This window comes from Vibrio sp. CyArs1, assembly GCF_022432925.1.
GTDB lineage: Bacteria > Pseudomonadota > Gammaproteobacteria > Enterobacterales > Vibrionaceae > Vibrio > Vibrio mediterranei.
The window spans coordinates 294,291-319,147 of record NZ_JAKRBO010000006.1; the positions used below are offsets into that span (position 1 = coordinate 294,291).

23 protein-coding genes are annotated in these 24,857 nt (G+C 44.9%); 6 read left to right on the plus strand and 17 right to left on the minus strand.

Going from position 1 to position 24,857, the window contains the following annotated elements; genetic code table 11:
• Positions 1-39: 39 nt before the first annotated feature.
• On the minus strand, positions 40-666 hold the full coding sequence (gene upp / locus MMA19_RS18840; protein WP_006072840.1) for a uracil phosphoribosyltransferase: 627 nt from the start codon (positions 664-666) through the stop codon (positions 40-42).
• Between the two features lie 245 nt (positions 667-911).
• Here upp and purM point away from each other — a divergent pair, with 245 nt between their 5' ends.
• Together purM and purN are read left to right on the plus strand one after the other, a co-directional pair.
• A complete protein-coding gene (gene purM / locus MMA19_RS18845; RefSeq protein WP_038227867.1) occupies positions 912-1,952 on the plus strand; it encodes a phosphoribosylformylglycinamidine cyclo-ligase in 1,041 nt (346 codons plus the stop codon).
• Positions 1,953-1,956: 4 nt separating this feature from the next.
• Positions 1,957-2,595 carry a phosphoribosylglycinamide formyltransferase gene (purN, locus tag MMA19_RS18850; protein ID WP_006072838.1) on the plus strand — a complete coding sequence of 213 codons (639 nt, stop codon included), beginning with the start codon at positions 1,957-1,959 and terminating at the stop codon, positions 2,593-2,595.
• Between the two features lie 84 nt (positions 2,596-2,679).
• On the opposite strand, the gene MMA19_RS18855 is transcribed toward purN, so the two are convergent.
• Together MMA19_RS18855 and lpcA are read right to left on the minus strand one after the other, a co-directional pair.
• Positions 2,680-3,522 carry a class II glutamine amidotransferase gene (locus MMA19_RS18855; protein ID WP_240206954.1) on the minus strand — a complete coding sequence of 281 codons (843 nt, stop codon included), beginning with the start codon at positions 3,520-3,522 and terminating at the stop codon, positions 2,680-2,682.
• 50 nt (positions 3,523-3,572) lie between these two features.
• The gene (lpcA, locus tag MMA19_RS18860; RefSeq protein ID WP_006072836.1) at positions 3,573-4,148 is read right to left on the minus strand and encodes a D-sedoheptulose 7-phosphate isomerase; all 576 of its coding nucleotides are present in this window, start codon (positions 4,146-4,148) and stop codon (positions 3,573-3,575) included.
• Positions 4,149-4,464: 316 nt separating this feature from the next.
• Here lpcA and fadE point away from each other — a divergent pair, with 316 nt between their 5' ends.
• Positions 4,465-6,909 (plus strand): acyl-CoA dehydrogenase FadE, encoded by a 2,445-nt coding sequence (gene fadE / locus MMA19_RS18865; protein WP_240206955.1) that lies wholly within the window; start codon positions 4,465-4,467, stop codon positions 6,907-6,909.
• A gap of 86 nt (positions 6,910-6,995) precedes the next feature.
• Here fadE and MMA19_RS18870 read toward each other — a convergent pair whose 3' ends face one another.
• Both MMA19_RS18870 and dnaQ read right to left on the minus strand, forming a co-directional pair.
• Positions 6,996-8,240 carry a TIGR03503 family protein gene (locus MMA19_RS18870; RefSeq protein ID WP_062460772.1) on the minus strand — a complete coding sequence of 415 codons (1,245 nt, stop codon included), beginning with the start codon at positions 8,238-8,240 and terminating at the stop codon, positions 6,996-6,998.
• 9 nt (positions 8,241-8,249) lie between these two features.
• Positions 8,250-8,996, minus strand: coding sequence for a DNA polymerase III subunit epsilon (gene dnaQ / locus MMA19_RS18875; RefSeq protein ID WP_038227872.1), 747 nt, complete (start codon positions 8,994-8,996; stop codon positions 8,250-8,252).
• Positions 8,997-9,053: 57 nt separating this feature from the next.
• Here dnaQ and rnhA point away from each other — a divergent pair, with 57 nt between their 5' ends.
• Positions 9,054-9,518, plus strand: a complete 465-nt coding sequence (rnhA, locus tag MMA19_RS18880) for a ribonuclease HI (RefSeq protein ID WP_038227874.1) — start codon at positions 9,054-9,056, stop codon at positions 9,516-9,518.
• Positions 9,519-9,547: 29 nt separating this feature from the next.
• Here the strand turns inward: rnhA and MMA19_RS18885 are convergent, their stop codons facing one another.
• Positions 9,548-10,288 carry a class I SAM-dependent methyltransferase gene (locus MMA19_RS18885; RefSeq protein ID WP_240206956.1) on the minus strand — a complete coding sequence of 247 codons (741 nt, stop codon included), beginning with the start codon at positions 10,286-10,288 and terminating at the stop codon, positions 9,548-9,550.
• A gap of 38 nt (positions 10,289-10,326) precedes the next feature.
• On the opposite strand from MMA19_RS18885, the gene gloB reads away from it, so the two are divergent.
• Complete coding sequence (gloB, locus tag MMA19_RS18890; protein ID WP_038227876.1) at positions 10,327-11,085, plus strand: hydroxyacylglutathione hydrolase; 759 nt, start codon at positions 10,327-10,329, stop codon at positions 11,083-11,085.
• A 76-nt stretch (positions 11,086-11,161) separates the two neighbouring features.
• Positions 11,162-12,724 carry a LysM peptidoglycan-binding domain-containing protein gene (locus MMA19_RS18895; protein WP_031493868.1) on the plus strand — a complete coding sequence of 521 codons (1,563 nt, stop codon included), beginning with the start codon at positions 11,162-11,164 and terminating at the stop codon, positions 12,722-12,724.
• 62 nt (positions 12,725-12,786) lie between these two features.
• Here MMA19_RS18895 and MMA19_RS18900 read toward each other — a convergent pair whose 3' ends face one another.
• The 11 genes from MMA19_RS18900 to lpxD form a co-directional block, all read right to left on the minus strand.
• Complete coding sequence (locus MMA19_RS18900; protein ID WP_240206957.1) at positions 12,787-13,638, minus strand: endonuclease/exonuclease/phosphatase family protein; 852 nt, start codon at positions 13,636-13,638, stop codon at positions 12,787-12,789.
• 66 nt (positions 13,639-13,704) lie between these two features.
• Positions 13,705-14,043 (minus strand): nitrogen regulatory protein P-II, encoded by a 339-nt coding sequence (gene glnB / locus MMA19_RS18905; RefSeq protein ID WP_031495634.1) that lies wholly within the window; start codon positions 14,041-14,043, stop codon positions 13,705-13,707.
• Between the two features lie 119 nt (positions 14,044-14,162).
• Positions 14,163-14,474 carry a c-type cytochrome gene (locus MMA19_RS18910; protein ID WP_031495636.1) on the minus strand — a complete coding sequence of 104 codons (312 nt, stop codon included), beginning with the start codon at positions 14,472-14,474 and terminating at the stop codon, positions 14,163-14,165.
• Between the two features lie 112 nt (positions 14,475-14,586).
• Positions 14,587-15,900, minus strand: coding sequence for a tRNA lysidine(34) synthetase TilS (gene tilS / locus MMA19_RS18915; protein ID WP_240206958.1), 1,314 nt, complete (start codon positions 15,898-15,900; stop codon positions 14,587-14,589).
• Positions 15,901-15,967: 67 nt separating this feature from the next.
• Positions 15,968-16,927 (minus strand): acetyl-CoA carboxylase carboxyl transferase subunit alpha, encoded by a 960-nt coding sequence (accA, locus tag MMA19_RS18920; protein ID WP_006075352.1) that lies wholly within the window; start codon positions 16,925-16,927, stop codon positions 15,968-15,970.
• Positions 16,928-16,977: 50 nt separating this feature from the next.
• Complete coding sequence (gene dnaE / locus MMA19_RS18925; protein ID WP_171391986.1) at positions 16,978-20,457, minus strand: DNA polymerase III subunit alpha; 3,480 nt, start codon at positions 20,455-20,457, stop codon at positions 16,978-16,980.
• 88 nt (positions 20,458-20,545) lie between these two features.
• Positions 20,546-21,172, minus strand: coding sequence for a ribonuclease HII (gene rnhB, locus MMA19_RS18930; RefSeq protein WP_239941189.1), 627 nt, complete (start codon positions 21,170-21,172; stop codon positions 20,546-20,548).
• Complete coding sequence (gene lpxB, locus MMA19_RS18935; protein ID WP_240206959.1) at positions 21,169-22,311, minus strand: lipid-A-disaccharide synthase; 1,143 nt, start codon at positions 22,309-22,311, stop codon at positions 21,169-21,171. Before lpxB ends, rnhB begins: the two co-directional genes overlap by 4 nt.
• Before the next feature lie 95 nt (positions 22,312-22,406).
• Complete coding sequence (lpxA, locus tag MMA19_RS18940; protein WP_038227893.1) at positions 22,407-23,195, minus strand: acyl-ACP--UDP-N-acetylglucosamine O-acyltransferase; 789 nt, start codon at positions 23,193-23,195, stop codon at positions 22,407-22,409.
• Position 23,196: 1 nt separating this feature from the next.
• Positions 23,197-23,649, minus strand: coding sequence for a 3-hydroxyacyl-ACP dehydratase FabZ (fabZ, locus tag MMA19_RS18945; protein WP_006075357.1), 453 nt, complete (start codon positions 23,647-23,649; stop codon positions 23,197-23,199).
• 156 nt (positions 23,650-23,805) lie between these two features.
• Positions 23,806-24,837: a UDP-3-O-(3-hydroxymyristoyl)glucosamine N-acyltransferase gene (gene lpxD / locus MMA19_RS18950; RefSeq protein WP_038227896.1), complete on the minus strand. Its 1,032-nt coding sequence runs from the start codon at positions 24,835-24,837 to the stop codon at positions 23,806-23,808.
• Positions 24,838-24,857 lie beyond the last annotated feature (20 nt).

Genomic DNA, 24,857 nt, shown 5'->3' on the forward strand with positions numbered 1-24,857 from the left:
CTTGTCAGCCTTTTTCTTTTTAAATCATCAGACTCTTAATTATTGAGTACCGAAAATCTTATCGCCAGCATCACCTAGACCTGGAACGATGTAGCCTTTGTCATTCAGACACTCATCGATAGCAGCAGTATATAGCTCAACATCTGGGTGGGCTTTTTCTAGTGCTTCGATGCCTTCTGGAGCAGCAACAAGAACCAAGACTTTAATTGCTTTACAGCCTTTTTCTTTCAGCAGGTCGATGGTGGCAATCATAGAACCACCCGTTGCTAGCATTGGATCAACAACTAGCGCAATACGCTCGTCGATGTTTGACGCTAGCTTGTTGAAGTAAGGTACCGGCTCCAATGTTTCTTCATCACGATAGATACCAACAACACTGATACGTGCGCTTGGCATGTGCTCAAGCACACCATCCATCATACCTAGACCAGCACGAAGAATTGGCACTACAGTCACTTTCTTACCTTTGATTTGGTCTACTTCAACAGGACCATTCCAACCTTCAATAGTTACTTTCTCAGTTTCAAAGTCTGCGGTCGCTTCATACGTCAACAGGCTACCTACTTCTGTAGCAAGTTCACGGAAACGCTTTGTGCTGATGTCCCCTTCACGCATCAAACCCAGTTTGTGCTTCACAAGAGGGTGTTTAACTTCAACAACTTTCATGTCCTACTCCGGCAATTTTTAACAAAACCTGCAAATTATACATGGTTTCTTTCGCTATTTCAGTCAAGATTATAGGTTAATGGTGTTTTTTCCGCATATTTACTCGCTTAAACCGGCCTATATCAACAGATTACCCTCGCTCAAAAATAGTTTGTAATTTCTTACGCAAACGTTTTCCTTTTTGTTTAAACCCCTGTTAGAATAGCGCCGCTTTTCACATCCATTTATTTATCGAGGACTGTCCCGTGAGCGGAAACAACACTTCCCTAAGCTATAAAGACGCTGGTGTAGATATTGATGCTGGTAACGCATTAGTTGACCGTATTAAAGGCGCGGTTAAGCGCACTCGTCGCCCTGAAGTTATGGGAGGCATCGGTGGATTTGGTGCTTTATGTGAGCTGCCAACTAAATACAAAGAGCCTGTACTCGTATCTGGAACAGACGGTGTGGGTACCAAACTGCGCCTAGCTCTAGATATGAACAAACACGACACTATCGGTATCGATCTGGTTGCGATGTGTGTGAATGACTTGATTGTTCAAGGTGCAGAGCCATTGTTCTTCCTCGACTATTACGCAACAGGCAAACTGGACGTAGACACTGCAGCTGATGTGGTATCTGGTATCGCTGAAGGTTGTATCCAAGCTGGTTGTTCGCTTATTGGTGGCGAAACGGCTGAAATGCCTGGTATGTATGAAGGTGAAGACTACGACGTTGCTGGTTTCTGTGTCGGCGTCGTTGAAAAATCAGAAGTTATCGACGGTACAAAAGTCGCTGCCGGTGACGCACTTATCGCGGTTGGTTCAAGTGGCCCACATTCAAATGGCTACTCTCTTGTACGCAAGATCTTAGAAGTATCTGGCGCAGATAAAAACGAGATGCTAGGCGAACGCACAATTGGTGAACACTTACTAGAACCGACGAAAATTTATATCAAATCAGCTCTGAAAATGATCGCTGAACACGATATCCATGCAATCTCACACATCACAGGTGGTGGTTTCTGGGAAAATATCCCTCGCGTACTTCCTGAAGGAACAAAAGCTGTGATTGATGGCAACAGCTGGGAATGGCCAGCAATCTTCAACTGGCTACAAGAAAAAGGTAATGTTGATACATTTGAGATGTACCGTACCTTCAACTGTGGCGTAGGCCTAATTGTTGCTCTGCCAAAAGATCAAGCAGAGGCAGCCGTTGAACTATTAAAAGCTGAAGGCGAAAACGCATGGGTAATTGGTGAGATCGCGACTGCACAAGCTGGTGAAGAGCAAGTAGAGATCAATTAGTTTCATGAAGAATATTGTTGTTTTAGTTTCAGGGAATGGTACCAACTTACAGGCGATTATTGACGCTTGTGAGTCCACCATCGAAAACGCCAAGGTTCGAGCGGTATTCTCAAACAAAGAGTCCGCTTTCGCCTTAGAACGTGCACGTAAAGCAGGAGCGGAGGCTGAGTTCCTTGATCCGAAATTAAGTGAAACACGTGAAGCGTTTGATGCTGAACTGATGCGTCGCATTGACGTGCACAAACCTGACTTATTGGTACTAGCAGGCTACATGCGTATCTTAAGTGGCGAGTTTGTACGCCACTACATGGGACGAATGATCAACATTCACCCTTCGCTGTTACCAAAATATCCAGGTTTGCACACACATCAACGTGCAATTGATAACTGTGATGAACACCATGGCACCAGTATCCATTTTGTTACTGAGAAGCTAGATGGTGGTCCAATTATCTTGCAAGCTAAAGTTCCAGTATTCGATGATGATACGATTGAAACACTAGAACAGCGTGTTCAAAGTCAGGAACATAAGATCTACCCGCTGGTTGTAAAATGGTTCGTCGAAGGCCGCTTATCTATGGATGGTAGCAAAGCGATGTTGGATGGTTTAGAACTTGGCCCTCAAGGCTACGCAGACAAATAACCTTCTAACTCACAACGAGTCAATATCAAAAAAGCGAGTGATTCCATCACTCGCTTTTTTCTTATGTTCCAGTTTGATGTGGACTTATAACGGCTCAGTAGGCGCTTGGCTTGCAGGCTTTGCTTCCGCAAACTCCAGGTCTTTTAACTCATCAACATTGCTGGCGACTAACTCCCCAAAATGAAACAGGTTAAATTCACCCGGCTTCATTCGATGCCAACTCTCATTGCTAGTCAGCGGTTGAGTCGCAACAACCGTCACCACATCGTTAGGTGTCGTCTCTTCGTGGAAGTTAATCGTCACATCTTCATCGAGTAAAGTAGCTTTACCAAATGGGGCTTTACGCGTGATCCAGTACAAATGGTTAGTGCAATAGGTCATCACAAACTCACCATCACTTAACAACATGTTGTAGACACCGTATTCTCGTAATTCATCACAACATTCGGAAATGTACGCGAACATCGCCATCATATCTTGCGGTGGTTCAGGAAAGCGCTCATCCAATTTTCGCAGCAGCCAACAAAACGACAATTCACTGTCAGTTTCGCCCACTGGACGAAAGTGACCAGTCTCCAGTCCTTGATAGTCACTAAGCTGACCATTGTGTGCGAATGTCCAATAGCGTCCCCATAGTTCACGCGTGAATGGGTGCGTATTTTCTAGATTAACCTGACCACGGTTCGCTTGTCGTATATGACTAACAACTGCACGACTCTTTATCGGATAATTCTGAACCAACTCCGCAATTTTCGAATCACAACTCGGTTGAGGATCTTTAAAGGTTCTAAAACCTTTCCCTTCATAAAAGGTTATACCCCAGCCATCTTTGTGAGGGCCGGTGTTGCCACCCCGTTGAATCAAACCGGTAAAGCTGAAACAGATATCTGTTGGCACATTTGCACTCATGCCAAGCAATTCACACATTGAGTTCCCTACTCTTTTTCTTCCACAATAATGTCACTAGTAAACTGAGATTATTCCATCTCTTTTTCAATCAATTGGATCACAATATGAATGATCTTGATGTGTACTTCTTGAATTCGATCCGCATAACCAAAGTGCGGTACGCGAATCTCAATATCAGCAACACCTGCCATTTGACCACCATCTTTACCTGTAAGAGCAATTGTCTTCATGCCCTTTGCCTTGGCAGCTTCAATAGCTTTCAAAATGTTGCCAGAGTTGCCCGATGTAGAAAGACCAAACAAAACATCACCAGAACGGCCTACTGCTTCCACATAACGTGAAAATACATAATCGTAACCAAAGTCATTGCTCACGCATGAAAGGTGGCTTGGATCAGAAATAGCGATACCAGCGTAACCCGGACGGTTCTCACGATAGCGACCTGTTAGCTCTTCAGCAAAGTGCATCGCATCACAATGCGATCCACCGTTACCACAGGACAATACCTTGCCGTCTTGCTTGAATGATTCCGCAATCATTTTCGCTGCTGCTTCGATCTGCGCAATGTTGTGATCGTCGCTTAGGAATTTATTTAGTACGTCTGCCGCTTCTGTTAGCTCGTTTCTAATTAGATCTTGGTACATAGGTTTATTCTCTTTATTTTCCGACATCAACGCGTCGTTGCGATTACCTGAGTTTAACTATAAACCCCCAATTCTGTCGATAGGCACAGGCTCATCTAACCCCTTCCTGATTGGTTTTTCATAGCTTCGCATTCGAAACTGGTGGGAAATTATACAAAGCTCTCATTTTTGAATCGAATTAGAGTAATTACTTTTGAAAATTTACATTTATGCAATAATTGAGTTACAATTATTACTGGTACGACCTCTTACCTTACGTATTACTAAAACGGTCAACCACTACAACAACGATAAGTACCCAGATAAAGGAACAATCATGGACATCTTGCTCTCTCTCGTCGCCTTGCTCGGCGCAGTTGGATTCAGTTTCTACCAACGAGCATCGCTGGCAAAATCTTTATTACTCGTGACCGCTGCTATGGTCTTAGGTTCACTACTCGGTGTATTTGGCGCCATCATATGGGCGTTGTACGTTGCTACGGTAGCGGTATTGTGTGTTCCTTCTATCCGACAATCACTGATTTCTGCTAAAGCGCTTAAACTATTTAGGAAAGTGCTTCCTGCCATGTCTCAGACAGAAAAAGAAGCATTGGATGCGGGTACGGTTTGGTGGGAAGCAGAGCTTTTCAAAGGCAAGCCAAACTGGCAAAAGCTACAGAATATAAGTCAGCCAAAACTTAGCGCAGAAGAGCAAGCCTTCTTAGATGGTCCTGTTAACGAAGTCTGTGCGATGGTGAGCGATTATCAAGTCACTCACGAGTTAGCTGACCTTCCACCAGAAGTTTGGCAGTACCTAAAAGATCACAAATTCTTTGCCATGATCATTAAGAAAAAATACGGCGGCCTTGAATTTTCTGCGTATGCACAGTCTCTCGTTCTACAAAAACTAACCGGCGTGTCGGGTGTGCTTTCATCTACAGTTGGTGTCCCTAATTCCTTAGGCCCAGGTGAACTCCTTCAGCACTATGGTACAGAAGATCAAAAAGACTACTACTTACCTCGCCTAGCAGTCGGTAAAGAGATTCCGTGTTTTGCTCTAACTAGCCCGGAAGCCGGCTCTGATGCAGGCTCAATCCCTGATTTTGGTGTCGTATGTAAAGGCAAATGGGAAGGCAAAGAAGTCTTGGGCATGAAGCTCACTTGGAACAAACGTTACATTACCCTTGCGCCAGTCGCTACAGTACTTGGTCTTGCTTTCAAACTTCGAGATCCAGATGGCCTGCTAGGTGACAAAGAAGACTTGGGCATTACTTGTGCGCTTATTCCAACACACCTTAAAGGTGTAGAGATTGGTAACCGTCATTTCCCTCTGAACGTTCCGTTTCAAAACGGCCCTACAACAGCGAACGAGTTGTTCGTGCCACTGGATTTCATTATCGGCGGTCAAAAAATGGCTGGTCAAGGCTGGCGTATGTTGGTTGAGTGCCTCTCAGTTGGACGTGGCATCACACTACCATCAAATTCAACAGGTGGTATCAAAACAGCAGCTTTGGCAACAGGTGCTTACGCTCGTATCCGTCGTCAGTTCAAACAACCAATCGGCCATATGGAAGGTATTGAAGAACCATTAGCACGTATTGGCGGTAATGCTTACGTAATGGATGCAGCCAGCCATCTTACGGTTACAGGGATCGACTTGGGCGAGAAGCCATCAGTGATCTCTGCCATCGTCAAATATCATTGTACTCATCGCGGTCAACAAAGCATTATCGATGCCATGGATATTATTGGCGGTAAAGGCATTTGCCTTGGCCCATCAAACTTCTTAGCACGCGGCTATCAAGGTTCACCTATCGCTGTAACGGTAGAGGGTGCCAATATTCTCACTCGTTCAATGATCATCTTTGGTCAAGGCGCGATTCGTTGCCATCCATATGTTTTGACGGAAATGGATGCCGCGCACTCTACCGCCAATGATGCTGTTGATGAATTCGACAAAGCCCTTGCAGGCCACGTTTCATTTACGATCAGTAACTTAGTACGCAGTTTCTGGCTCGGTCTTACGGATGGTCGTGGCTCATCAACACCACAGAAAGATGCAACCAAACGTTATTACCAACAGTTGAACCGTTACAGCGCCAACCTAGCATTGCTTTCAGATGTGTCTATGGCAGTCCTTGGTGGCTCACTAAAACGTAAGGAACGCCTATCGGCGCGCCTTGGTGATATTTTGAGTCAGTTGTATCTAAGTAGTGCTGCATTGAAACGTTATGACGTGGAAGGCCGTAACAGCGAAGATTTACCGCTTCTTCATTGGGGTCTACAAGATAGCCTAATGCAAACTGAAAAAGCGTTGGACGATTTCTTGGCTAATTTCCCCAATAAAGCGATTGGTCGTTTGATGCGCTTCATCGTCTTACCACTAGGCACAGTTCGCAAAGCGCCTTCAGATAAGCTTGATAGCCAAGTGGCTCGTATCTTACAAACCCCTTGTGGTGCTCGAAGCCGTTTGGGTCGTGGTCAATATCTAGAACCAACCGAATTCAATGCTGCAGGTCGTATTGAGCAAGCGCTTGATATCATTCTACGTGCTGAGCCTGTGTTTACTAAAGTGTGTAAAGCGCTTGAGCAGCGACGTCCATTTACGCAGCTTGATAAAGTCGCGGCATTAGGTTTAGAGAAAGGCCTAATCACTCAGGATGAGGCGACACTGCTTATTACTGCAGAAGCACATCGTCTGTACACTATAAACGTTGATGACTTTGCACCAGAGGAGCTCGCAGCAAAGCCTGTCTACCCGACAATGGAAGAAGTCGCGTAATTGGTCACTCCAGATAATTGATCATTCCAAATAGCTAAAAGGGTCAGCAATTGCTGACCCTTTTTTATGTCATTACCGTTACTAAACTAACGCGGCATATTTAACTGCATTTCTGGTAGTGAAGCCTTAATGGCTCGCTTACGTCGAACCAACCACCAGATGAGTCCACCCACCACGATAAGCACTAGATTACCGATCACGATGGCCAGTATTGCTCGAGTTCTTACTTGTTCTCTGTGTGCAAGGATTTGCGCTTCTTGTTCCGCTTTTTTCTTCGCTTCTCGTGCCGCCGCTTGCATTTCCTCGGCTTTTTCTAAATCCAAAGCCCCGACAACACTGAAGGTACGCATTGGAAGATCAAACACTAACGAACGCCCCGTGGAAGCCTCATTGGCATATACATGGCCAGTCCAATGATATGTCCCCATTTGATGTAAGTCGTTAAAATACGAGGTGACATCGTTTTTACCTGCGTCCGCTTGGTGTTGCACGACCTGCTCTGACTCATCAGGGGACTGCAGTTCAATTGAGGTGGCCAAACTACCAGCTTCTATCGTCGCGACTTCACCGCGAACTACAATTTGATGTGGTTTCTTATCATCGCCTTGGATAAATTTGCTAGAAAATGGCGTCGGGTAAATCAGCACTTCTTGCTCTAAAGCGCGTAAAAACACCCCATTGCCTGTAGTAATTCGAACATTGTATTTCCCGGGCTCAAGTTCAATAGGTAGCTCAACGGTGAACACACCATCTCCAGCGCGCTCATCCAACCCTTCACCGTTATCATAAAACTCACCAATAACAATAGGTACCGGGCGCACCTTGTTATCCGTTTGTTCTTGAGATTCTAAATAGCGCGTCATCACCACTTTAAGGTTCACACGGTCGAGGATGTTCTCAACAATTAACGGCTTGCCATCGGTCATGAGTCGGGCCGTAAACTTTAACTTCTCACCTTGATAAATACGCTGTGGCAAGGTGTCAGCTTTTAAAGACAGCTGAGAAATGATTTGAATGTTATTCTTGGGCGTGACTTTGCCAATGGCTTGCCAAGGGCCTGGCATTGGCTTTTCGATTGAAATGACATCGACACTGGGCTCTTCAATCCAGTGAACATTTTCAGGATGACGCCAAGCGTAGTATTTTTTACCGTCAGGGCGAACTAGCGTAACCGGCTTAGAGTTATCCTGTCGATAAACCAAAAAAGTGATTCGCTCCACCGTTTGGTCAACTCGAAACCGGTTATCAAGAAATGACATTGAGGACTCAGTCGCGAAGGCACCAACTGTCAGCGATAACCATAACGCCATCGCAAAAATAATCCTCTGCATGTTTCTCTCCTACAGGCGCCAGAGACAACTGCCACCTTTTTCAACAATATCTAAGCGCGAATTGTGCGCTTCTATTTCATCGGCAGAAGCATGCAAGATCTTTAGCGATTTTCTTCCCGTTGTGAGCCTCTTAATGGTTTCACCACCGCTTTCGTCCCCATCAGACTGTCCCGCATTAAATTGCATCGAAGTTTGGCCGCCCGTCATTGCCAAATACACATCCGCCAAGATCTCCGCATCGAGCAAAGCGCCGTGGAGAATACGAGCAGACGTATCTATCGTGTAGTGTTTTGCTAACGAGTCGAGGTTCTTTCTTGCCGGCATGTTCGCCATGCGTTTTGCCATCGCAAGCGTATCGGTAACCTTACAATACTGTTCGGTTTTACCAATCGAAGCGTCTAACTTCTCAAACTCGTAGTCCATAAAGCCCACATCGAAGGGCGCGTTGTGGGCAACTAGTTCTGCGCCTTTAATAAAATCTAAGAACTCTTCGTGAACTTGATGATATAGCGGCTTATCTAATAGAAACTCATCAGTGATACCGTGAACATCAATAGCGTCAGGTTGGATTTCACGATCGGGCTTTAAATAAACATGAAAATGGCGACCAGTCAGTTTACGGTTGATGATTTCCACCGCACCGATTTCAATGATTCGATGCCCCATGTAATGAGGACCACCTTCGCGGTTCATACCTGTGGTTTCGGTATCGAGTACCACGATTCTGCGTTGTTCTGAATTGAGACTGGTATTCATGATGTTTTGTATGTCAGACTATATAGATAAACTTACTGAGCTATATAGTATCAAATCATGACGAAGCAGGTTGAAATTTTCACAGATGGTTCTTGTTTGGGTAATCCTGGTCCCGGCGGCTATGGAATCGTCCTAAGGTACAAACAGAACGAAAAAACGTTAGCCAAAGGCTATACGTTGACAACAAACAATCGCATGGAAATGATGGCAACCATTGTTGCACTTCAGACACTGAAAGAACCTTGCAACGTTATCTTAACCACAGATAGCCAGTATGTAAGACAAGGGATTACCCAGTGGATACACAACTGGAAAAAACGTGGTTGGAAAACCGCAGATAAGAAGCCAGTTAAGAATGCGGACCTATGGAAAGCACTCGACTCAGAGACTGCACGTCACGATATCGACTGGCGCTGGGTGAAAGGTCATGCAGGTCATAGAGAAAATGAAATGTGTGATGAACTAGCAAGAGCCGCTGCGGAAAACCCAACAGAAGAAGACACTGGCTATCAACCAAGCTAAGGTTTCTCCCGCTTATAGCTTTCCCTTGCTTACGAGCTTTGCTTTTTATCTGCAGTACGATAGCTAACACTGGCCGGTGTTAGCTTTTTCTTTAGACGCCAATGCGGCTTTATCGGTTTAAGAGGGTAGGTGCGCTTTCTCGCTACGATAAAATACAAACTTCCCATAGGCGACGCCCAGTCACCAATACTGCTTTCTAACCACGTCCACATCGTCCGATATCGTTTCATAGGAAACAGCGCATAAGTATCCGCATAGACGACCTGATAATTGAGTACCCCTAACCAGTCTTTTATCCGATTTGGCGTAAACATACGGCCACTCCAAGGGAAATTGTTCTTTCTCCAAGGCATCAAGCTAGCAAGACCGGTGAAGCTCATAGGGTTGAAGCCAGTAATGATAAGGTAACCATCATCGATCATCACTCGATCCACTTCGCGCAATAGACGATGGGGGTCTTCGGCATACTCAAGTTGATGCGACATTACAACAGCATCAAAACTCTTCTCTAAGAATGGTAATTCGTAGCGGTCAGCGATAACATTGTGCAGAGGGTTCTTAGAATCAAGGTTCACTTGATGCTGAATGTTGCAATTACAGCTTGTGAGTTCACAACTCAGTCCTCCAAGTTTTAGCATATGATAGCCAAAGAACTTGGGGCACCACTCATCAAGCCTCGTTTGAATAGATTCAGAGACCCATTGACCGTTGGCAAGCTCTTCCCAAGAATGGGGATGTTCAACTTTTTTCTTGCTGCGTGCTGGCTTCATTTACGCGCTCTCTCCCATACTGAACTGGAGAAACAACAATGTTACATATCAAAAGCATACCTGCATTTAACGATAATTACATCTGGCTGATTCAAAATAACCAGAACTTGTGCGCCGTTGTCGATCCAGGAGATGCTGAACCTGTGATCGAGTATTTAGAAGCCAACCAACTTGAGTTAGTAACGATATTGATTACTCATCACCACTGGGACCATACTGGTGGCATAGAGAAACTGGTAGAAAAGTACCCGACGATCACCGTTCTTGGTCCTGAGAATTCCAATATAGGACAGCTTACTCATCATGTCAGTGAAGGACATCGTATCAACTTGTTCAATGAAGAGTTTTTGGTGCTCAATTTACCTGGCCACACGCTCGATCATATTGGCTATGTAGGCGACGGTAAGCTATTTTGTGGCGATGTCCTATTTTCTGCGGGCTGTGGACGCATTTTTGAAGGCACTCCGGAGCAAATGTACAATTCGCTACAAAAACTCACTCTACTACCTGAAGAGACGGAAGTGTACTGTACTCACGAATACACACTTAGTAACCTCGCCTTTGCCATGGCCGTAGAGCCCCATAATGAGTTCCTTCATGAATACAGAGATGGTGCCAATCAGAAACGCGCTAAAGGTTTCCCAACCTTGCCAACCACAATTTCCATAGAGAAGCGCATCAATCCATTTTTACGAACTACTCAACCAGAAGTTGTGAGCTCGGTAGCAAACCGAACTGTCAATAATGATCCCCTATCAACTTTTACAGCATTACGTGAGTGGAAAAACGAATTTTAACGTTTTGCTGCTTGTTTGGCCCAATCCGTATTAGTATTATGCACAACCGTTCAAATTAGAGGTTGTAGCAAACAAAATGCATAAGAAATACAGTTGGGCCTTAGCCCTGTTGCTGGCCGGTTGTCAGATGACACAGCCAGATTCAAGCAACACAACAACAGAGCCCACCAACTCTCCTGCAGAAACAGCAACCACTAATACAACAAAGCCCGTTTCCGTTGATACTCCAACTCCAGCAAAAGCACTAACGCCACAAGAGCAAGAAGATGTATGGCAGCGCATTGCTATGCAGCTAAAAATGGAGATTCCAGACAACGCTAAAGTGGACTATTACCGCGAATGGTATATTAAACATCCTAGCCACTTAAGAACGGTCTCACAGCGCGCTCAACCTTTCCTATATTTGATTACTGAAGAAATAGAAGCACGTAACCTACCATTAGAGCTTGCGTTACTGCCTATTGTCGAAAGCTCCTTTGATGCCTTCGCTTATTCTCATGGCAGCGCGGCAGGATTATGGCAGTTTGTCCCAGCAACAGGAAAAGCGTTCGGTCTAGACCAAACCTACTGGTATGACGGTCGTCGTGACGTTACCGCATCAACTCAAGCCGCTTTAGATTACCTGACTCAGTTGAACAAACGTTTTGATGGCAACTGGAATCACGCGATCGCGGCCTATAACAGTGGCGGTGGTCGAGTAAACAGTGCGATTCGAAAAAATCGTAACTTAGGCAAGCCAACAGACTTTTTCTCTCTTGATTTACCGAAAGAAACTAGCAGCTATGTCCCTAAATTGCTGGCTCTAGCTGATGTTCTGGCTAACAAAGAAAAGTATGGTGTCGACATTCCACCAATTGCAAATAAGCCTGTGTTGGAATTGGTCGACCCGAATGAACAGCTCGATCTTGCAATTGCAGCCAAATATGCCGGCATTTCGATTAAGGAACTGCAAAGTTATAACCCTGCATACAACCAATGGGCAACTGCACCAGATGGCCCTCAGACATTACTGCTACCCATCGAGACTTTAGATAAGTTCCGCTTCGAACTGGAACAGAATCGCGGTAAAGGGATGCGTCTTGTGCGTTATAAAGTAAAGTCAGGTGATTCATTGAGTGTGATTGCGCGAGACCACCAGACAACGACGCAAGTGATTCGCAGTGCCAATGGGTTAAAAGGCAACAATATTCGCGCGGGCCAGTATCTTCTCGTTCCGACATCAACCAAAGATGAATCAACCTATTCATTAAGCGCAGCAAATCGCTTGGCAAAAACACAATCAACATCTCGTGGTAACTATAAAGTGACCCACAAAGTTGCCAGTGGTGACAGTTTGTGGTCGATTGCCAGAGCAAATAAAGTTTCTCACCAATCGTTGGCAAAATGGAACGGTATGGGGCCTCGTGACACACTAAGAGTTGGGCAGGAACTCGTAATCTGGAAAAATGCGAGTGATGGCGCGATTATCCGCACCGTTTTCTACTCTGTAAGAAGTGGGGATACCATCAGCGGTATTGCACAGAAATTCAAAGTACGTACCAACGATGTTGTTAAATGGAACGACCTTCAGAAACAGAAATATCTTAAGCCGGGCCAAAAACTGAAACTCTACGTTGATGTCACCAAAACTAGTGCTTAGTTCTCATTAAAAAAGCGGCGTTTACGCCGCTTTTTCTATGTCTGACCACCTCATTGGTTCAATTACTTAGAGACAATCCTAAACTCAGCAAGTAGAGGATTATGATCAGAGGCATCAGATTCAGGAACGCGCTGTCCTGTCAGTTCCATTCCACGATAAAAAATGTGATCCAAAGGTAAACCAGTGATAAATCGCTTACGGTTATCACGTTGAAATTCGACCTCTTTAATATGGTATTTATGTAGGGCTTGTTTTAACGCGGAGAGTCGTGATTCACTCCAACTATTGAAGTCCCCTGCTATTAGCAGTGGTCCTTGATGCTTCTCGAGTACTTGCTTGAAGGACTCGAGTTGTTGCTTATACTCTTCTGTTCCTATCGTAAAATTTACAGAGTGCAGATTCACACTGATTAAAGTTTGTCCATTCGTCAGTGCGTATTCCGCATACAAGCCTGATTTAGGTAATCTTAGCCAAGGTTCGGTTTGCAGATTCGCGCAAGCGATTGAAGGCATGGTACGGCTTAAATTAAGTACGCCAGAAGAGACATCAAATGCTTTGAATGCACTAACTTGATTACTCCCCCAGTCCGAGCGCTGTAGCCAATCTAGAAATGTATCATTGAGGCTGGCTTCTTGAAGTAGGACCAATTGTCGGTCTTCGGACAGACGAGTAAGTTCGGGCAATAAGTTTTCGCGATTTTGTTTGTAAATATTCCAAACCAAAATATTCAAGTGCCCGGACTCGTCCAACGCAACTGGATGGTCATTGCGGTAACACTTTAGCTCCGTTTGAACTTGGCTATCCTTAATACTGGTAATTTCTGGTGTTTCTCGCACGGTAAATACCGATTGAAAACCACCCACTGTCATTCCCACAATAGCGACACCAGTAAGCAGTACCCACTTTAACTTCATAATACCTCTTCTCTAAAACGAAAAAGGAGCAGTTACCTACTCCTTTATGATTCTTTGAGATTCGACTTAGATAGCGTCTTCATCTTCTTCGCCAGTACGAATTCGTACTACACGTTCGATATCAGTGATGAAAATCTTACCATCACCAATCTTACCCGTTTGAGCGGTCTCAATGATGGTTTCCACACATTGATCAGCCACGTCACTTGATACGACAATTTCCAATTTTACTTTTGGCAAAAAGTCGACCATGTATTCAGCACCGCGGTAAAGCTCTGTGTGACCTTTCTGGCGACCAAAACCTTTTACTTCAGATACGGTCATACCTGTAATGCCCACTTCTGCCAATGCTTCACGGACGTCATCAAGTTTGAATGGTTTGATAATCGCTTCAATCTTTTTCATGTTCTTCCCTTAAACCTCATTGATTGACACCATTATCTGGCAGGCTGCGCCAACAATCAACGAAAACAAAAAACCCGAAGGCAATCTTCGGGTCTCTTAATAGTAAATCGATAATGCGATTATTTCAGACTAGCGTAATAAGCAGCAACGTTGGCAATATCTTCGTCGCTCAGCATTGACGCTTGAGCTTGCATGACAGCAGCCAAACCGCCTGTACGTTCTTTATTCTTGTACGCTTTGATAGAAGTTGCTAAGTACTGCTCGTTTTGTCCCTTAAGGTTTGGGTAACCTGGAATAACTGCGATGCCATCAGCACCATGACAAGCGGCACAAATCGCTGCTTTTGCCTTACCAGCTTCAATGTCAGCGGCCATCGCCGTACCACTCAATAGGCCTGCAGCCAATACTGCACCAATTACCATATTTTTCATTGCTTTACCTTCTGTGTATTTCCATATAAGCCAGATAACAGCGTGTACTCTAGTTTGCGCTTTGCCATTTCTGGCGCTTTATTATTGTATACGATTGTGACATGAAATGTGGTCACTTGTCCCATACAAGTTCACAATCTGAACCATAAAATGCTTTATCTACAAATAAGTTACCAACAGCAACGACCTTATCATCCTGTATTAGAATTGGGATTCTACGTCGCTGCCAGCTAGGTATTTTCAGCTCTTGGAACAGTTTTTTTAACTTACGAGATCCTGCTCGTCCATGGGGGTGAGCACTCAAACCTTCAGGGTTGAAAATGACTTTTAACGACCTATTCAACGTTTGGCGATCTAGTGTCAACTTTGCGTCTTTGCTCGGTGAAACCAACTTTAATACGCCTAAGTTATCTGGCAACACTAACGTGTCTTTATCTAACCATGATTGTTGCCAATCGCTGACATCTTTATAAGCTTCAACCCAATATAGATGCCCCTGAGCACGTCTAATCGCTCCACCAGCCAAATTCATTTCCGGGTTAGCATCTTGCTTAGCTAGTGCCACTTCTTGCCAAATTTTGCGAAACTGCACCTCAGTAGGCATCAACGAAGTATTGGCTTCTAACCACAGTCTAAGTAGTTGTTCTCTCTTTAAAATAGAGTGTGATGACATCGTGGAAATACTCAGTCCTTGGAACTCATTCATACATACTTCAAGTTCAGGCAATAGTAACTCTTTAATTAACCGTTCTTGTTTCGCACATAAGCGCGCACTGCGACTTGCAGCTTTAGCAAAACTAGGCCAGCGCTGATTCAATACGGGTAAGACAGATTGACGAAGAAAATTACGGTCGAATCGAGTGTCTGAATTACTTTCATCCTCGATCCACTGTAATTGCTCATGCTGCGCATAGCGCTCAATATCATGTCGTGCAATATTTAAGAGTGGACGAACTAACCTCCCCGAGCCAAAGTTCATTGAAGAGGCCATCGAAGAGAGCCCTTTGGGTCCGCTACCACGTTTTAAGGCCAGTAACATGGTCTCAGCTTGATCATCAAGATGCTGACCCGTAAGCAAAATATCGCCGCTCTGCATATGTTGACGCAGTGCTTGATACCGAGCTTGACGCGCCAACTGCTCAAGGCTTTCTCCCGAGTCTTGCGACAATGTTACGCGCTCGCAGGTAAACTCAACGGCCTCCTCTTGAGCCCAACGCTCACACTGAACTTGCCATTCATTTGCGTTATCGCTTAATCCATGATGCACATGTACCGCTAAACAGGTTATTGAATGCTGTTTGCTATACCTTGCTGCTAATCGCAGCAGTACACGTGAATCCACCCCGCCACTAAATCCAACAATGATCTTGCCATGCATCACTTTCTGTTCATCAAGCACTTGAGAAAATTGCTGGTACAGAGTCATGGTTTCTTCCTAGGTTAAATAAAAAAGGCGAGCATCTCGCTCGCCTTATTATATAAACAGTTTCTACTTAGCAGTAGCCATAACTCATCAAACGTTGATAACGACGCTCAAGTAAGTTGTCATCATCCAACTGATCAAGTTCTTCTAATTGGCGTAGCAATGTCGCTTTCATATTAGCAGCCATTTGCACCGCATCACGATGAGCGCCACCTAGTGGCTCTTCAATGATTTCATCAATAAGCTCAAGCTCTTTTAATCGAGGAGCAACCAATCCCATTGCTTCCGCTGCTTGCGGCGCTTTATCAGAGTCACGCCATAAAATTGACGCACAGCCTTCAGGAGAAATTACCGAATACGTTGAGTATTGCAGCATGTTCACGTAATCGCCTACACCGATCGCTAAAGCACCACCAGAACCGCCTTCACCGACAACGTTACAGATGACTGGCACTTTTAGACCAGCCATGACTTTAAGGTTCATCGCAATCGCTTCTGATTGACCACGTTCTTCTGCGCCAACCCCTGGGTAAGCACCCGCAGTATCGATAAAAGTGATGATTGGCATATTAAAACGCTCTGCCATTCTCATCAAACGAAGTGCTTTACGGTAACCTTCTGGTTTTGGCATACCAAAGTTACGCTTCACTTTCTCTTTTGTTTCACGGCCTTTTTGGTGGCCAATGATCATAACCGGACGACCATCTAGGCGAGCCATACCACCAACAATAGCTTTATCGTCCGCAAACGCGCGATCGCCAGCCAGTTCATCAAACTCAGTAAATACATGCTCTACATAATCAAGCGTGTACGGACGCTGTGGGTGACGCGCAAGCTGTGCCACTTGCCATGCCCCAAGATCACTAAAGATTTTTTTCTTAAGCTCTAAGCTCTTTTTCTCTAGTTGTTCAATTTCTTTATCTAAGTCAATTGCACTATCACCACCATGACGAGAAACGTCACGCAATGCTTCGATTTTTGCTTCTAGTTCGGCAATTGGCTTTTCAAATTCAAGAAAGTTCAAGCTCATCTGTGAATCCTTATCGATTCAGCCCCAAGTCTTTTTGCTCTGGGACTCAATTAGTTAAATTCGAGTTCAACCTGGTCTTTACCAAGTAACTGCTGTAATTCTTCTAGTAACGCATCATTCGGCGTTACACGCCATTCTGTTCCTAGCGTAAGTTTTGCGCGTGCATCGGCACGCTGGTAGTAAATATTAACAGGTACTGTCCCAGCTTTGTGTGGGGTTAATATTTCTGTGAAGCGCTGGTAAAAACGCTCATCTATTTGTTGCTCTAACAACGAAATGGATACGCCTCGTGTAAATTTCTCACGAGCGCTACCTAAATCTAAAACTTCGCGGCCAGACATTTTAAGGCCACCGTTGAAGTCATCAAAGCTGACCTGTCCAGAAACGACCACTATTTTATCTTTTTCTAACAATTCAGCATATTTATCTAGCGCATCTGAGAACAACATCACTTCCATACGACCGCTTCGGTCATCCAAAGTCATCAGTCCGATACGTGTTCCACGCTTGGTTGTCATTACCCGAGCAGCAATCACCAAACCTGCGACCGTCAACGATTGATCGCGTCTTGTTGGTGTTGCGTCTTTTAATCGACAACTGGTGTATTTGGTAAGTTCCTTAAGATAGGCGTTTATTGGGTGCCCCGTCAAATAAAGCCCCAAAGTTTCTCTCTCACCTTCTAACCATACCTTTTCTGGCCATGGTGGAACTTGAGTATATTTATGCTCCACATCTTCTGGCGCATCAGTCAATACACCAAACATGTCAGCCTGACCAAAGGCTTCAGCCTGATGGTGTTGGCTCGCCGCTTTAACCGCATCGTTCAGTGATGCCATCATCGCCGCTCGATGTGGCCCTAGTCGGTCAAGTGCACCCGACATAATAAGCTTCTCAATGACTCGCTTGTTGACTTTCTTGATGTCAATACGAGCACAAAAATCGAATAAATCTCGGAAATGGCCACCTTTATTACGAGCTTCGATAATGACATCAATAGGACCTTCACCAACCCCTTTGATCGCGCCAATACCATAAACGATCGCGCCCTCTTCGTTAACATTAAAGCGGAACAAACCAGCATTAATATCAGGTGGTAGCACTTTGAGCTTCATGCGGAAGCATTCATCTACGAGACCAACAACTTTCTCTGTATTATCCATATCGGCGGTCATAACCGCCGCCATAAACTCAGCAGGGTAATGGGTTTTCAGCCAAAGCGTTTGATAGGAGACCAGTGCATATGCCGCTGAGTGAGATTTATTAAAACCATAACCCGCAAACTTTTCTACCAGGTCAAAGATCTTCATGGCAAGTTCGCCATCAACGCCGTTGTTTATCGCCCCTTCTTCAAAGACGGCACGCTGCTTAGCCATCTCTTCCGGCTTTTTCTTACCCATTGCACGACGCAGCATATCCGCACCTCCCAGCGTATAGCCCGCTAGGATCTGTGCAATTTGCATAACCTGTTCTTGATAAAGAATGATGCCGTACGTAGGCTCCAGAGTCTCTTTTAGAGATTCATGTTGCCACGTTTCATCTGGGTAGGAGACCGCCTCTCGCCCGTGCTTACGGTCGATGAAGTTATCAACCATGCCTGATTGCAATGGACCTGGACGGAATAGCGCCACCAATGCAATGATATCTTCAAAACAGTCCGGCTGTAGACGCTTGATAAGCTCTTTCATACCTCGCGATTCCAACTGGAATACCGCAGTGGTTTCAGAATTCTGTAACAGCTGGAATGAAGCCGGGTCATCAAGTGGTATCGACTCAATTCGAACTGGGTCTTTACCCTCTCTTTCGAGTCGAGGGTTAATCAGTCCAAGCGCCCAATCGATAATCGTTAATGTTCTCAGACCCAAGAAGTCGAATTTAACCAAGCCTGCCGTTTCAACATCGTTCTTATCAAACTGAGTAACAGGGAAATGTCCCTCAGAGTCGGCATAAATCGGTGCAAAATCAGTAATCGTAGTCGGTGAAATTACTACCCCACCCGCGTGTTTACCGGCATTCCGAGTACACCCTTCCAATATGCGGCACATATCGATGAGGTCTCGAACTTCTTCATCGCCATCATAAAGCTGTGGCAATGCAGGCTCCGCCTTGAAGGCTTTTTCTAACGTCATGCCAGGGTCAGCTGGAATCAGTTTTGATATGCGGTCAACAAAGCCAAACGGGTGACCCAATACACGCCCCACATCACGAATAACCGCCTTCGCAGCCATAGTACCGAAGGTAATGATCTGCGATACCGCGTCCCGACCGTACATTTCGGCTACGTGATCAATCACTTGGTCACGTTTATCCATACAGAAATCAACATCGAAATCGGGCATGGAGACACGTTCAGGGTTCAAGAATCGCTCAAAAAGAAGATCGTATTCAAGCGGATCAAGGTCGGTGATTTTAAGAGCATAGGCCACCAATGAACCAGCACCTGAACCACGTCCAGGTCCTACTGGAATCGCATTATCTTTTGACCACTGGATGAACTCCATAACGATCAAGAAGTAACCAGGAAATCCCATCTGGTTGATAACATCAAGCTCAATTTGTAGTCGGTCATCATACTCTGGACGTCGCTCTGCTCGCACCGCTTCATCTGGGAATAAAAACTCCAAACGCTCCTCAAGACCCTCTCTTGATTTCATCACCAAGAAATCAGTCTCTTTCATACCTTCAGTTGGGAACGCAGGTAAGAAGTATTCACCGAGGCGCACTGTCACGTTACAGCGCTTAGCAATTTCTACTGAGTTCTGAAGTGCTTCTGGGATGTCCGCAAACAACTCACACATGTCTTCCTCACTACGAAGATATTGTTGAGCACTGTACTTTTTGGGACGTTTGGGGTCATCAAGCGTGTAACCATCATGGATAGCAACACGAATTTCATGAGCATCAAATAGTTCTTTGTCGACAAACACGACCTCATTGGTCGCGACAACCGGAAGATCGAGCTCCTCGGCCAACTCTACGGCAAAATGCAGGTAACTTTCTTCGTCGGGTCGTCCGGTACGAATCAGTTCTAAATAGTAGCGATCTGGAAAATGCGTCTGATAAAACTGAGCGCACTGCTTAGCAAGTGTTGTATTGCCTTTTAATAGCGCTTTACCTACGTCACCCTCTTTTGCTCCAGAAAGAACGATAAGCCCTTCAGATAACTCGACTAACCACGCCTTATCAATCACAGGTTGATGTTGGATATGGCCTCGAAGGTATGCTTTTGAGATAAGCAAAGTCAGATTGTTGTAACCAGTATTATCCGCTGCCAATACTGTAATGCGAGTTAACTCATCTCCAAATTCGTCAGACTGAACGGCAAAGTCAGCACCAATCAGCGGTTTAATCCCTGAGGAGTGCGCGTTACCATAAAATTTCACTAACCCACATAGGTTAGTAAAATCAGTCAGTGCCATTGCAGGCATACCCATCTCTGCCACTTTTTTAACTAATGGTGGCACCTTCGACAGGCCATCGATCATAGAAAAGTCACTGTGAACTCGAAGGTGTATAAACTTGGGGTCTGACATAATAAATCCTAAATTGCCATGACGAATATTTGGCGAATCATACTCTAACGAATCGTAGTATCACGATCCTTAAAACGACTAATGCGTGCTAGTCTTCAATACCTAATGCGCGTTTGACTGGCTTGAAACTTTTGCGATGCTCTGCAATGACGCCATGCTGTTCAATGGCTTCAAAATGCGCTTTCGTTGGATAGCCTTTATGTTTAGCAAAACCAAATTGTGGATGTTGCTGATCAAGCTCTTCCATCTCTTGGTCGCGAACGACTTTAGCGATAATCGATGCGGCACTGATTTCTGCGACACGCAAGTCTCCCTTAACAACCGCTTGAGCATCCATTGGTAACGTTGGCGTTCGGTTGCCATCAATAAGCACCATATCAGGTTGCATTTGCAGTCCAGCGACCGCACGCTGCATTGCTACCATGGTCGCTTGTAGGATGTTTAACTCATCGATTTCTGTTGGAGAACAACGCCCAACTGCCCATGCCAGCGCTTTTTCTTTTATCTCAGGATAAAGGGCGAGTCGTTTTTTCTCGGAAAGTTTCTTTGAGTCGTTCAATCCTTCAATCGGATTGTTGGGATCCAAGATAACCGCGGCTGTGACGACATCACCCACTAAAGGGCCTCGACCTACCTCATCCACACCCGCGACTAGTGAGTAACCTTGCGGATAATCAAAGGGGGGAAGCTCAGCACTTTTTTTCTTCGTTGTCATAACTTTCCAATTAGATTTAACACTGCATTTGCCGCTTGTTTGTCGGCATCTTTACAAATCCAGTGGTGCATTTCCGTGAATTTGGCAATCACCGGAATGTTGTCACTATTAAGAAGCTTGGTGAGCTCATTGTACAAGTTTTCCGGCGTACAAGCTTCTAACAGAAACTCTTTTACTATCTCATCATCGGCGAGAATATTCGGTAAGGAAACGTATTTGGTTTTCACTAAACGCTTGGCCAGAAATGCGGTTATTGCATTCATTTTATAACCAACGACCATTGGTCTTTTAAGTAGCATGCACTCTAAAGCTACGGTGCCAGACGCCAATAATACAGCATCTGCAGCAGTTATAACGTTACGTGCAGTATCTTGAACAATGTGAAATTCAAGTTGAGGTGCAATTTGCTGCCAAGCTTCAATAAACTGCTGTTTACGCTTTTCGTTGACCGCTGCTACCACAAAACCGAGGTTTGGGTTGTCTTGATGAAGTTTCACACAAGTTTCAATAAACGGTTGTGAAAGCATCTTCAATTCGTTGCCACGACTACCAGGCAAGACCGCTAGCCACTTTTTATCAGGCGCTAATCCTAAAAGCTCGCGAGCTTGTTGTGCATCCGATTCTAGAGGGATGGCATCAGCCAAAGTATGGCCGACAAACTCACAAGGAACTTGGAATTTGTCATAGAAGGCTTTTTCAAATGGCAAGAAAGCAAGTACGAGGTTAGTCGCCTCGGCAATCTTATGAATGCGCTTTTGTCTCCACGCCCAAACAGAAGGACTGACATAGTGTACCGTTTTTGTTCCAGCTTGTTTAAGGTCCAATTCGAGACGCAGGTTGAAATCAGGGGCATCTATACCGACAAACACATCTACTGGGTTTTGAGTAAAGTATTTCACCAACTCTGCTTTAACATGTAACAACCTTCTTAAGCGCCCAAGAACTTCTACCAATCCCATGACCGCAAGCTCTTCCATATCGAAAAGAGACTCGCAACCTTGAGCAATCATTTTAGGGCCACCGATACCAACAAACTCGGCATCTGGATATTGTTGCTTTATTGCTTTGATGAAGCCCTCTCCCAGAGTATCTCCGGAAAGTTCGCCAGCTACGATACCAATTCGCAATGGTCGTTCCATTACCAGTCCTTATTTTCGCCAAATTTCTCGAATACCATAAAACAGAAAAAGACCGCTAACTGATTAGCGATCTTTTTATACTTACGTGGTCAACGTTAGCGGATAATACCACGCTCTGAGCTTTCCAAAATATCCACAAAACGCTGAACTGATGTCCACTCTTGCGCCATTTCCTCAAGCACAGGCTTTACCTCTGCCAGTGTCTTGCCTGAACGGTAGATCTCTTTGTACGCTTTTTGCAAAGCACGTAGCTCTGGCTTCTCGAAACCGTTACGCTTTAATCCAACTAAGTTAAGACCAAACGGTGTTGCATGATTGCCTTGCGCTAGAACGTAAGGTGGCACATCTTGTACCACTGCCGAACAACCGCCAACATAAGCGTATGCACCAACTGTGCAGAATGGGTGGATCGCCGACAAGGCCATAACCCCAGCATGATCACCAACCGTTACATGACCACCGAGAATGGCATTGTTACCAATGTGCGTGTGGTTGCCCACAATCACATCATGCGCAATATGAGCATTCACACAAAGAAGGTTGTCATTACCGACCACTGTCTGGGTCTTATCTTGAACAGTACCACGATGAATTTGTACGCTCTCACGGATGACATTTCGGTCACCAACCACAACTCGCGTATCTTCACCACCGTATTTCTTATCTTGGTTCTCTTCACCAATGATCGCTTGAGGGAATACTCGGTTGTCGTTACCTATTGTCGTATGACCCTTAATAACAACATGCGACATAATCTCATTGTTCTCACCAATTGTGATATCACCTGAGATATAGGTAAAAGGACCTACTGTGGTATTTGCACCAATAGTGACGTTCCCTTCTATAACGGCACTAGGGTGAATCTTAGCGGTTTCATGAATCATATTAAAACTCTCGACGAGCACACTTTAGCTCAGCAGAACAAACAACCTCTCCATCAACCTTTGCCACGCCGTTAAAGGCAGCGATACCGCGACGTTCCTTGATGAATTCTACCTCAATAATCAATTGGTCACCTGGTACAACTGGCTTGCGGAACTTCGCTTTATCGACACTCGCAAAGTAGTACAGCTCATTGCCTTTTGGCGCACCAAACGATTTAAATGCTAGTAGACCCGTTGCTTGAGCCATAGCTTCTAAAATCAACACACCAGGAAATACAGGTAGCTGCGGAAAGTGCCCTGTAAATTGTGGTTCATTCACAGACACATTCTTAATAGCGGTTAGATACTTTTCTTCTTGATAATCGGTAACGCGATCGATCAACAGAAACGGATAGCGATGAGGAAGCAGTTCCTGGATCTCAGTGATTGTCATTGTTTTTGTATCAGTGCTCAAAGTAAAAATCCTATTATCAATTCTTTTTCTAACTAGAGGCATTATATACCCAAATGCCACTTAGTGTCAGTTCGGGGGAGCATTGCTCAACCTAGCGTTATCTGACACACATAAAAAGACTCGCCTAAGCGAGCCTTCATTTTTAAGCCACAGAAGTTAGTCTTCTGTTTGCTCTAGCAGTTTCTCAACTGCTTTGAGGCGCTTGTTCATCTCATCAATGCGATGAACTCGAGTAGCCGTTTTTCGCCACTCTTTGTTGGTTTGTAGTGGAATGCCTGATGAGTAGATGCCTTTCTCTGGCAAGCTACGCATAACCATTCCCATACCAGTAACAATAACACCATCGGCAATCTCGATATGTCCATTGAGAACACTCGCACCGCCAATTTGGCAGTATTTGCCAATTTTGGTGCTACCAGCAACGATAGTACCACCAGCCATTGCTGTGCCATATCCGATGTGCACGTTATGAGCAATTTGCATTTGGTTATCGATGATCACATTGTCTTCGATAATAGTGTCATCCAGCGCACCGCGGTCGATAGTGGTACAAGCACCAATTTCGACACGGTTTCCAATTCGCACGGTACCCACTTGAGGAATTTTGACCCACTCGCCTTTTTCATTAGCGTAGCCAAAACCATCAGAACCAATGACAGTACTTGACTGCACTAAACAATCATCACCAAGCACTACATCATGATAAATCGATACATTAGCCCAAAGCTTAGTATTGCGACCTAGCTTAGCGCCTTTTCCGATAAAGCAACCCGCGCCAACAATTACGTTGTCGCCAAGTTCTGCTCCGGCTTCAATCACAGCATTGGCGCCTACAGATACATTTTCACCCAAGCTAGCTTCTGAAGAGACTACCGCACTTGGCGCAATACCAGGTGCAGCTGGAGCTGGAGTCGTATCTAGCGCTTGGGCTACTTTAGCATATGCCACATAAGGATCAGCAACCACTAGAGCATTAGTTTTGCAATGCTCCAACTCACTGCTTTTCACCATGATTGCCGATGCTTGGCATTCACCAAGATGCTTCGCGTATTTCACATTAGTAAGGAAAGTAATTTGTCCCTCACCAGCGCTATTCATAGGCGCTACCGCACTTATTAGCGTGTTCTCATCACCATGGATTTCTCCACCAGTAATCTCCGCTAATTGTGCTAACGTCAATGCTGTCATGTCTAACCTACTGCAATACT

Excerpts from the sequence above, each read along its gene's own strand:
- rnhA (WP_038227874.1), top strand. The coding sequence starts at position 9,054 with ATGACGAAGCAGGTTGAAATTTTCACAGATGGTTCTTGTTTGGGTAAT.
- MMA19_RS18895 (WP_031493868.1), top strand. The coding sequence starts at position 11,162 with ATGCATAAGAAATACAGTTGGGCCTTAGCCCTGTTGCTGGCCGGTTGT.
- purN (WP_006072838.1), top strand. The coding sequence starts at position 1,957 with ATGAAGAATATTGTTGTTTTAGTTTCAGGGAATGGTACCAACTTACAG.
- accA (WP_006075352.1), bottom strand. The coding sequence starts at position 16,927 with ATGAGCTTGAACTTTCTTGAATTTGAAAAGCCAATTGCCGAACTAGAA.
- tilS (WP_240206958.1), bottom strand. The coding sequence starts at position 15,900 with ATGACTCTGTACCAGCAATTTTCTCAAGTGCTTGATGAACAGAAAGTG.
- lpxB (WP_240206959.1), bottom strand. The coding sequence starts at position 22,311 with ATGGAACGACCATTGCGAATTGGTATCGTAGCTGGCGAACTTTCCGGA.
- fadE (WP_240206955.1), top strand. The coding sequence starts at position 4,465 with ATGGACATCTTGCTCTCTCTCGTCGCCTTGCTCGGCGCAGTTGGATTC.
- lpxD (WP_038227896.1), bottom strand. The coding sequence starts at position 24,837 with ATGACAGCATTGACGTTAGCACAATTAGCGGAGATTACTGGTGGAGAA.
- dnaQ (WP_038227872.1), bottom strand. The coding sequence starts at position 8,996 with ATGAATACCAGTCTCAATTCAGAACAACGCAGAATCGTGGTACTCGAT.
- glnB (WP_031495634.1), bottom strand. The coding sequence starts at position 14,043 with ATGAAAAAGATTGAAGCGATTATCAAACCATTCAAACTTGATGACGTC.
- MMA19_RS18855 (WP_240206954.1), bottom strand. The coding sequence starts at position 3,522 with ATGTGTGAATTGCTTGGCATGAGTGCAAATGTGCCAACAGATATCTGT.
- MMA19_RS18900 (WP_240206957.1), bottom strand. The coding sequence starts at position 13,638 with ATGAAGTTAAAGTGGGTACTGCTTACTGGTGTCGCTATTGTGGGAATG.
- MMA19_RS18870 (WP_062460772.1), bottom strand. The coding sequence starts at position 8,240 with ATGCAGAGGATTATTTTTGCGATGGCGTTATGGTTATCGCTGACAGTT.
- upp (WP_006072840.1), bottom strand. The coding sequence starts at position 666 with ATGAAAGTTGTTGAAGTTAAACACCCTCTTGTGAAGCACAAACTGGGT.
- MMA19_RS18885 (WP_240206956.1), bottom strand. The coding sequence starts at position 10,288 with ATGAAGCCAGCACGCAGCAAGAAAAAAGTTGAACATCCCCATTCTTGG.
- lpcA (WP_006072836.1), bottom strand. The coding sequence starts at position 4,148 with ATGTACCAAGATCTAATTAGAAACGAGCTAACAGAAGCGGCAGACGTA.
- dnaE (WP_171391986.1), bottom strand. The coding sequence starts at position 20,457 with ATGTCAGACCCCAAGTTTATACACCTTCGAGTTCACAGTGACTTTTCT.
- MMA19_RS18910 (WP_031495636.1), bottom strand. The coding sequence starts at position 14,474 with ATGAAAAATATGGTAATTGGTGCAGTATTGGCTGCAGGCCTATTGAGT.
- rnhB (WP_239941189.1), bottom strand. The coding sequence starts at position 21,172 with ATGACAACGAAGAAAAAAAGTGCTGAGCTTCCCCCCTTTGATTATCCG.
- lpxA (WP_038227893.1), bottom strand. The coding sequence starts at position 23,195 with ATGATTCATGAAACCGCTAAGATTCACCCTAGTGCCGTTATAGAAGGG.
- gloB (WP_038227876.1), top strand. The coding sequence starts at position 10,327 with ATGTTACATATCAAAAGCATACCTGCATTTAACGATAATTACATCTGG.